Below are 8,271 nucleotides of genomic sequence, written 5' to 3'. Positions count from 1 at the left end.
GGAGGTAGTGCGGGGAATTTCAGATCTGCGAAATACCCTGTGGGAGCGAGCTTGCTCGCGAAAGCGGCATGTCTGCCAATACAGATGTTGACTGACATTGCGTCTTCGCGAGCAAGCTCGCTCCCACAGGTTCTACGGCGTTCAGGCGATTGCGGCCATGATATGCCGGCGATGATGTCCTTCCAGCTGATCCTTGATCACCTTCAGCACTTTGGCTTCATGCTCATGAATGAAAAAGTGCCCGCCGGCGAGCATGTCCACCGAAAAGCTGCCGCGGGTTTCCTTGCTCCAGCCGATCAGTTGCTCGGTGGTCGCGCGATCCGCCTTGCCGCCCAGCACATGCACCGGGCAGTTGAGCAACGGCCGTTGCAACGGTTCAAATTTGCCGCAGAGCAGGAAGTCGGCGCGCAGGATCGGCAGGGTCAGGCTCATCAGTTCGGCATTGGCCAGCACTTCTTCGCTGGTGCCGTTGAGTGTGCGCAATTGATCGATCAGCTCGGCGTCGGTTTTCGGCTCGGCAAAACCGCGATCGTAATCGGCGCGCATCGTCGGCGCCGCCGTGCCCGAGGCAAACAGCGCCACCGGTTCCGGACAGCCCAATGCGCGCAGCGCGTGAGCGATTTCGCAGGCCAGCAGCGCGCCCAGGCTATGGCCGAACACCGCATACGGCGCCTTGAGATTCGGCCGCAATTCCTTGGCCAGTTGCATCGCCAGCGCACGCATATCCGTGTGCAGCGGCTCGTCGAAACGCGCACCGCGCCCCGGCAGTTCCACCGGTTGCAATTGCAACCATTGCGGCAGTTTAGGCCGCCAGCGGCTATAGACCATGGCGCTGGCGCCGGAGTACGGCAGGCACAGCAGGGTCAGCTTGTTCACCCGGCTTTCCTCGAAAAATTTGTCTGTAGAGATAAACGGATTACGCCCCCGGCAAATTAGTCGCGCACCGGTAAATTGCGCCAACAGGCGCTCGTTAACTGTTCAGGCCAAAACCAATAACGAGGATTCACCGTGGACCTGCAGAGCATCCTGGGCAAGTTGTTCGCCAACGCCGGTGCCGTCGGCATCGAAGGCGTTTTCCAATTCGTGTTTGGCCCGCAGCAGGCCTACTGGTCGGAGGTCAAGGCCAGCAGTCGCACCGCGCCCGGACGCCATCCCAGCCCCGACGTGACCATTGAAGTCGCCGAGAGCGATTTTCTCGGGATCATGGGCGGCCGGGTCAATGTCGAAGAACTGTTCGCCAGCGGACGCCTGAAAATCGGCGGCAACATGGGCCTGGCGACGCTGCTGCCGCAGATCATCGAGCATGCGATGCACGGTGGAGCCGTGGCGCAAAAGGTCGACATGAACAAGCGCTACCCGACCCCGCCACGCTTCAGCGAACAACTCACCGCCGGGCTGCCGGTCCAGACCCGCGTCGAGCGCCATGCGCGCGATGAATTGTCGGTCAGCGAGTTCAAAAGCAAGTATTTGCCCAACGGCATCCCGGTGGTGATCAGCAATGCCCTGCAGGACTGGCCGCTGTTCAAGCTCAGTCGCGAGGAATCACTGGTGCATTTCGCCGAACTGCAGGGCATCACCCGCCACGGCGATTACGTGAAGAAGACCTTTTCCACCGAACGTGATTTCCGCTCGACGTCGATGGCCGAGTTCATTGCCTCACTCGACCAACCGGCAGTCAAAAGCGCCGACGGCGAACCACCGGCCTACATGGGCAACAACATCCTGCCGGCGCAATTACTGCAGCAGATCAAATACCCGCCCTACTTCGATGCCTCGCTGTTCATCCCGCCACGCATCTGGATCGGCCCCAAGGGCACGCTGACGCCGCTGCACCGCGACGACACCGATAATTTGTTCGCGCAGGTCTGGGGCCAGAAGCAGTTCACCCTCGCCGCCCCACATCACCGCGAAGCACTGGGCACCTGGTCGACCGCGCCAAAGGGTGGCCTGGACGGCTGCGACTTCAACCCCGACGCACCGGACTTTGAGCGCTTTCCTGCAGCACGCGATGTGACGTTCCTGCGCGTGACGCTGGAAGCCGGGGATCTGCTGTTTTTGCCGGAGGGCTGGTTCCATCAGGTGGAGTCGGTGTCAACGTCACTGTCGGTGAATTTCTGGGTGAATTCGGGACGGGGGTGGTGACCGACACCACCAAACGCCTGAAGGTATCGATAACTGTGGCGAGGGAGTTTGCTCCCGCTGGACTGCGAAGCGGTCCCAAGCTCTGAGTCTCAATGATTTCTGAAATCTGGCCGACTGGCTTGCGATTGCTGCGCAATCGAGCGGGAGCAAGCTCCCTCACCCCAACAGCTCATCAATGCCGGCTTATTTCAGGTGCCGATAGCTCTGAAACGCCGACGCCAACACCACCGCCCCCGCCACAATCGCCAGCCAGAAACCGCTACGCGCGCCAAACGCGTCCACCAACGCGCCGGAGCCGGCGGCGCCAATCGCCACGCCGATACTCAATCCGGTCACCAGCCAGGTCAGGCCTTCAGTCAGTTTGGCTGGCGGCACGATGCGCTCGATCAACGCCATCGCCACAATCAGCGTCGGCGAAAAGAACAATCCCGCGACAAACACTGCCAGCGACAAGCTGACAATATTGCTCGCCAGCAACAACGGCAGCGTGGTCACCGCCGTCGCCACGCCGCCGTACAGAAACAGCCTCGGCAACGGCAGTGTCGAACGCATCGCGCCGAAAGCGATACCCGCCAGACACGAACCGATGGCGTACACCGACAACACGATGCTCGCCGCCGCCGGCTGGCCCTGCTGCTGGGCGAAGGCGACGCTGACCACATCGACCACGCCAACGATGATGCCCATGGCGAGCATCAGCGCCAGCAGCCATTGCACGTCGGTCGAGCGAATGATCGAACCTTGCTGCTGTGATTCCTGCGGGTGCACCGCCGGCTCGGTGCTGCGCTGGGCGACAAACGCGGTCACCCCGATTGCCAGCGCCAGCAGCGCGGCCAACGGCCCGGCCTCGGGAAACGCCACCACGCACAAGCCCACTGACAGTGGCGGGCCAACGATGAAACAAACCTCATCGAGTACCGATTCCAGCGCATAGGCGGTCTGCAATTGCGGCTGGCCACGATAGATCTCGGTCCAGCGTGCGCGCACCATCGCCGACATGCTCGGCATGCACCCGGCCAGCGCGGCGAAGATGAACAACGTCCAGGTCGGCGCCTGCAAACGCGTGCACAACAGCAACATCAACAGCGCCCCGCCACCGATCAACGCCGACAGCGGCAGCACGTTGCCCTGGCCGTAACGATCCACCAGCCGCGACACCTGCGGTGCACAAAACGCCGTGGCCAGGGCAAACGTCGCCGCCACTGCACCGGCCAGTGCGTACCCGCCCTTGAGTTGCGAGAGCATGGTGATCACGCCGATGCCGGTCATGGAAATCGGCATGCGCGCGATCATCCCGGCCAGAACAAAGGCACGGGCGCCGGGGGCGGTGAATAATTCGCGGTAGGGGTTTGCCATGGGTACAGCCTCATCAGGGGCCGCCAAGTTGCCATAAAGGTTGATGAGCGTGGAAGCGGGGAATTGTTGGTGGAATGTGAAGGCGCGAAACTCGACACCTTGCGATTCCAGGCACTCTCCGAGGATCTCTCCCCAAGACCAATGGCATTGCCGCCGACGTCTGGAATCACATAACCAATAATCGAAAATCGCGCACACCTGTCAGGTTTTACAGGTGCCTTTGCATGCGATTGCAGTTCTCATGAGGCCTTGACTCAATGGCGTACCGCTCCTGAATGAACGGGCAACTGCTCTTGAGCCTATCCCGTAGCGCACGCGCCAAGGAGCCTTGCCATGGAAGAACAGCTTATTCTGGTATCGCCCAAGGATCGCCAGACCGGTGTAGCCTCAAAGATGGAAGTGCATCACCAGGGACTGCGCCATCGCGCATTTTCGATTCTGCTCTTTGACTCACAAGGTCGGATGCTGATGCAGCAACGCGCGTTGGGCAAATATCATTCCGGCGGATTATGGACCAACACGTGCTGCGGGCATCCTCGCCCTGGCGAACGCACGGCCGCCGCAGCCCTGCGTCGACTGCAGGAGGAAATGGGCACGACGTGCAAACTGCAGAAAGTCGCCTCGATGATCTATTACGAGCAAATGTCCAATCAACTGATCGAGCATGAATTTGACCACGTGTTTGCCGGCCTCAGCCAGCTCGATCCGGTAGCCAATCCGGAGGAAGTCGAAAGTTGGGAGTGGCTGTCGCTGGAGGAGATCACCGAACGGATCGAACAGACACCCGAGCAGTTCACGATCTGGTTTCGCCGGATGTTCGAGCAGTTCGGGACAGGGGGTGTAAGGCAATGGTTCGAGGCCGCCCGCGATGCGTCAGCGGCACGATCAATGCCTGATGTTTTTGGGAAAAACGCAAGATCACCCTGGGCCGTCCCGCCGTTGTATTGTCCGGCGCCGTTCCGGATTGATACGGCGCTGGCCGAGGCTGTCGAAGATCGGCTTATGCCATGGATCAAGGAGGTCGGCATATTTGCGGGACAACTCGAAAAGGTCCGCGCCATGGGGTTCGGTCGCTTCGCCATGCTTTGCCATACCGACACTCACGATCCCGATCGCCTGCTGCTTTCGGCACAGTGCATCGCCGCCCTGTTTGCCGTGGATGATTACTACTGCGATGACGAGCGAACCGGCTCCGAACCGCGCCTGGTAGGGCCCCGACTTTCGCTGGCGCTGGCCGCACTGGAGCCGGCGCACCTGCCCTCTCGCTTTCGTTGCGGTCTTGATCAGGCACTGAACAGTGACCCGGTACTGGTTGCGCTTCGCGCCTATATGGACCGCGTTCAGGCATTCGCATCTTCCGTACAAGTGGCCAGGGTACGCCACGAAATCATCGCCATGTTTGTCACCATGACTGCCGAAGCGGCCTGGCGTCTGGAAGGATTGACCCCACCCATCTGGGAATACCTCGCGCAACGCCAGACCAACAGTTTTCTACCCTGCATGTCATTGATCGACGTGATCGGCGGATACGAACTGCCAGCACACCTTTACAGCGCCCCTGCCGTGCGGCGCGTGACCACGCTGGCCGCCAGCGCCACGATCGTCGCCAACGATCTGTATTCCGCACACAAGGAAAATCAGACCGCAATCGGCGATTTCAATCTGCCGCTGTTACTGGCTCGCGAACACAATTGCACGCCCCGACAAGCGATGATCAAGTGTGCGCACGTTCATGACGAAATCGTGCACCTGTATGAAGCGGCGGAACAAGCCGTGCTGCCGGATGCATCGCCGCTGCTGCAGCGTTTTCTGACCGGCATAAAAAGCTGGGTCTCCGGCAGTCTTGAATGGCACCGGCACAGTGGCCGCTATCACGGCTGAACGTGTCGATCTTTTCATGCATGCGGATGAACTCTCGCAGCTCGCCATGGGTCAGCTGACTGAGCCCTTAACCCAGGCATTTCGAGCATGCAGATTTCCCTCGCCCGCCAAGTAGCACTGGTCACCGGCGCCAGCTCCGGCATTGGCCATGCCGCCGCCAAAGCGCTGGCCGTTGCCGGCGCCGCCGTCGTGATCAATTACCACCGTCAGGCCGAACCTGCTCAAGCGCTGGCGCAGCAAATCATCGCCGACGGCGGTCAGGCACTGGCCATCTGCGCCGATATTTCCAAGGAAGATGAAGTCGAACGGCTGTTCGCCGAGACCCTCGAAGCCTTTGGTGCGCTGGACATTCTGGTGGCCAATTCCGGTCTGCAAAAGGATGCCGCGGCGGTGGACATGACTCTGGAAGACTGGAACACGGTGATCGGCGTCAACCTCACCGGGCAGTTTCTCTGCGCCCGTGCCGCGCTGCGGATTTTCAACCGTCAGGGCGTGCGTGAAGGCGTGTCCCGCGCCGCCGGCAAGATCATTCACATGAGTTCGGTGCATCAGCGCATTCCGTGGGCCGGGCATGTCAACTATGCGGCGTCCAAGGGCGGCGTCGATCAGTTGATGCAGACCCTCGCCCAGGAAGTCAGCCAGCAGCGCATTCGCATCAACGGCATCGCGCCGGGGGCGATTCGCACGGCGATCAATCAGCAAGCCACCGAAGGCGCCGCCGCTGACAAACTGCTGGAGCTGATTCCCTACGGGCGCATCGGCGACGTCGAGGACATCGCCAACGCGGTGGTGTTTCTCGCTTCCGACGCCGCCGACTACATCGTCGGCACCACCCTGTTCATCGACGGCGGCATGAGTCTTTATCCGGAGTTTCGCGGCAATGGCTGAGCATCATTCTGAACGACAAAGCCCGATTGACGCCCACGGCATCATCGGCGACCTGCGCAGTGCCGCGCTGGTCAACGACAAGGGCAGCGTGGATTTTTTCTGCTGGCCGGAATTCGACAGCCCGTCGATCTTCTGTTCGCTGCTCGATACCCCAGAAGCGGGGATTTTCCAGCTCGCCCCGGACTTGCCCGATGCGCGGCGCGAGCAAATCTATCTGCCGGACACCAACGTGCTGCAGACGCGCTGGCTCAGCGAACAGGCCGTGGTGGAAATCACCGACCTGCTGCCGATCGGCGACAGTGTCGATGATCTGCCGCTGCTGATGCGCCGGGTGCGCGTGGTCAGCGGTGAAGCGACGTTTCACATGCGCTGCGCGGTGCGCCATGACTACGCGCGCGCCAACACCCGGGCGCAGATGGATGAACAATCGGTGATTTTCAGCGCCGAGGGTCAGCCGTCGTTGCGGCTGGTGGCGGATCAGGCGTTGCGCATTGATGGCGAATCGGCCGTTGCCTCCTTTCGTTTGAAGCAGGATCAGCACGCCGAATTTGTCCTCGGTGGCGCCGACGATCCGCGCTTCAAGGATGACGGCGCGAAAATGTGCCTGGAGCGAACGCTGAAGTTCTGGCGCGACTGGATCGGCCAGTCCAACTACCGTGGGCGCTGGCGGGAGATGGTCAATCGTTCGGCCCTGGCGCTGAAGCTGCTGACCTCGCGCAAGCACGGCGCGATTCTCGCCGCCGCCACGTTCGGCTTGCCGGAAACCCCCGGCGGCGAGCGCAACTGGGACTACCGCTACACCTGGATCCGCGACGCCTCGTTCACCGTCTACGCGTTCATGCGCCTGGGCTTTGTCGATGAGGCCAACGCCTACATGGGCTGGCTGCGCGGACGGGTCAGCGATTGCCATGGTCATTCAACCAAACTCAATATCCTGTATGCCATCGACGGTCGCCAGCAACTGCCGGAAACCGAACTCTCGCACCTCTGCGGCCATGGCGGCGCACAACCGGTGCGCATCGGCAATGGCGCGTACGATCAGATTCAACTCGACATCTTCGGCGAGCTGATGGACGCGGTGTACCTGGTCAACAAATACGGCGACGCGATTTCCCACCAAGGCTGGAAACACGTGCGCGAAGTGGTTGATCAGGTGTGTGAGACCTGGCAGACCACGGATGTCGGCATTTGGGAAATGCGCGGTGAGCAGCATCACTTCTTGCACTCGCGACTGATGTGCTGGGTGGCCCTGGACCGGGCGATACGGCTCGCTTCGAAGCGTTCGCTGCCGGCGCCGTTCGCCCAGTGGGATCAGACCCGCCAGGCGATCTACGCTGACATCTGGGACAACTTCTGGGACGAGGAGCGCGGGCATTTCGTCCAGTACAAGGGCGGTACCGCGCTCGACGGTTCGATGCTGCTGATGCCGCTGGTGCGCTTCGTCAGCGCCAAGGACCCGCGCTGGCTGTCGACCCTTGAAGCGATCGAAAAGACGCTGGTGCGCGACGGCATGGTTTACCGCTACCGCAACGATGACGCCAACATTGACGGTTTGACCGGCACCGAAGGCGCCTTTGCCGCCTGCTCGTTCTGGTACGTCGAATGCCTGGCCCGGGCCGGTCAGGTGGAAAAGGCCCATCTGGAATTCGAGCAATTGCTGCGTTATGCGAACCCGCTGGGGTTATACGCCGAAGAGTTCGACAGCCATGGCCGGCATCTGGGCAACACCCCGCAGGCGCTGACGCATCTGGCGTTGATCAGTGCGGCGAGTTTTCTTGATCGGCGTTTGAGTGGGGAAAAGGGTGAGTGGCAGCCGTAATTTCGCCAGTATCTGTAGGAAATATGCCGCATCAGCACGCTTCGCTGGGCTAACCCCTACACAGAAATAAACAGATCAGATCTCCTGTGGTGAGGGGATTTATCCCCGATGGGCTGCGCAGCGGCCCCGCTCTTTGCCTGCTTATTTGTTCAGCAGTACCGCATTGCATGGCTTTGCGACTGCTG

6 protein-coding genes and 1 pseudogene are annotated in these 8,271 nt (G+C 61.1%); 4 read left to right on the top strand and 3 right to left on the bottom strand.

Going from position 1 to position 8,271, the window contains the following annotated elements:
* Nucleotides 1-37 precede the first annotated feature (37 nt).
* Both HXW87_RS13355 and HXW87_RS13350 read right to left on the bottom strand, forming a co-directional pair.
* A pseudogene (locus tag HXW87_RS13355) lies at nucleotides 38-145 on the bottom strand (metal ABC transporter ATP-binding protein); the annotation flags it as partial.
* Nucleotides 142-828 (bottom strand): alpha/beta fold hydrolase, encoded by a 687-nt coding sequence (locus HXW87_RS13350; protein WP_047291365.1) that lies wholly within the window; start codon nucleotides 826-828, stop codon nucleotides 142-144. The pseudogene HXW87_RS13355 and the gene HXW87_RS13350, both read right to left, overlap by 4 nt.
* A gap of 180 nt (nucleotides 829-1,008) precedes the next feature.
* Here HXW87_RS13350 and HXW87_RS13345 point away from each other — a divergent pair, with 180 nt between their 5' ends.
* Nucleotides 1,009-2,142 (top strand): cupin-like domain-containing protein, encoded by a 1,134-nt coding sequence (locus HXW87_RS13345; protein WP_182404194.1) that lies wholly within the window; start codon nucleotides 1,009-1,011, stop codon nucleotides 2,140-2,142.
* A 183-nt stretch (nucleotides 2,143-2,325) separates the two neighbouring features.
* Here HXW87_RS13345 and HXW87_RS13340 read toward each other — a convergent pair whose 3' ends face one another.
* Nucleotides 2,326-3,498 carry an MFS transporter gene (locus tag HXW87_RS13340; RefSeq protein WP_047291351.1) on the bottom strand — a complete coding sequence of 391 codons (1,173 nt, stop codon included), beginning with the start codon at nucleotides 3,496-3,498 and terminating at the stop codon, nucleotides 2,326-2,328.
* A gap of 333 nt (nucleotides 3,499-3,831) precedes the next feature.
* On the opposite strand from HXW87_RS13340, the gene HXW87_RS13335 reads away from it, so the two are divergent.
* The 3 genes from HXW87_RS13335 (at nucleotide 3,832) to HXW87_RS13325 (ending at nucleotide 8,086) form a co-directional block, all read left to right on the top strand.
* On the top strand, nucleotides 3,832-5,379 hold the full coding sequence (locus HXW87_RS13335; RefSeq protein WP_239779039.1) for a family 2 encapsulin nanocompartment cargo protein terpene cyclase: 1,548 nt from the start codon (nucleotides 3,832-3,834) through the stop codon (nucleotides 5,377-5,379).
* 87 nt (nucleotides 5,380-5,466) lie between these two features.
* Nucleotides 5,467-6,267 (top strand): SDR family oxidoreductase, encoded by an 801-nt coding sequence (locus HXW87_RS13330; RefSeq protein WP_239779038.1) that lies wholly within the window; start codon nucleotides 5,467-5,469, stop codon nucleotides 6,265-6,267.
* Nucleotides 6,260-8,086, top strand: coding sequence for a glycoside hydrolase family 15 protein (locus tag HXW87_RS13325; RefSeq protein WP_239779037.1), 1,827 nt, complete (start codon nucleotides 6,260-6,262; stop codon nucleotides 8,084-8,086). Before HXW87_RS13330 ends, HXW87_RS13325 begins: the two co-directional genes overlap by 8 nt.
* Nucleotides 8,087-8,271 lie beyond the last annotated feature (185 nt).

The organism is Pseudomonas sp. Y5-11 (assembly GCF_022368695.1).
Lineage (GTDB): Bacteria > Pseudomonadota > Gammaproteobacteria > Pseudomonadales > Pseudomonadaceae > Aquipseudomonas > Aquipseudomonas parakoreensis.
Note: the sequence above shows the minus strand (reverse complement) of the source record. Positions and strands in the feature narration are given on the sequence as shown.

Coding starts and splice junctions, on each gene's coding strand:
- HXW87_RS13350 (WP_047291365.1), bottom strand. CDS start 828: ATGGTCTATAGCCGCTGGCGGCCTAAACTGCCGCAATGGTTGCAATTG.
- HXW87_RS13340 (WP_047291351.1), bottom strand. CDS start 3,498: ATGGCAAACCCCTACCGCGAATTATTCACCGCCCCCGGCGCCCGTGCC.
- HXW87_RS13335 (WP_239779039.1), top strand. CDS start 3,832: ATGGAAGAACAGCTTATTCTGGTATCGCCCAAGGATCGCCAGACCGGT.
- HXW87_RS13330 (WP_239779038.1), top strand. CDS start 5,467: ATGCAGATTTCCCTCGCCCGCCAAGTAGCACTGGTCACCGGCGCCAGC.
- HXW87_RS13325 (WP_239779037.1), top strand. CDS start 6,260: ATGGCTGAGCATCATTCTGAACGACAAAGCCCGATTGACGCCCACGGC.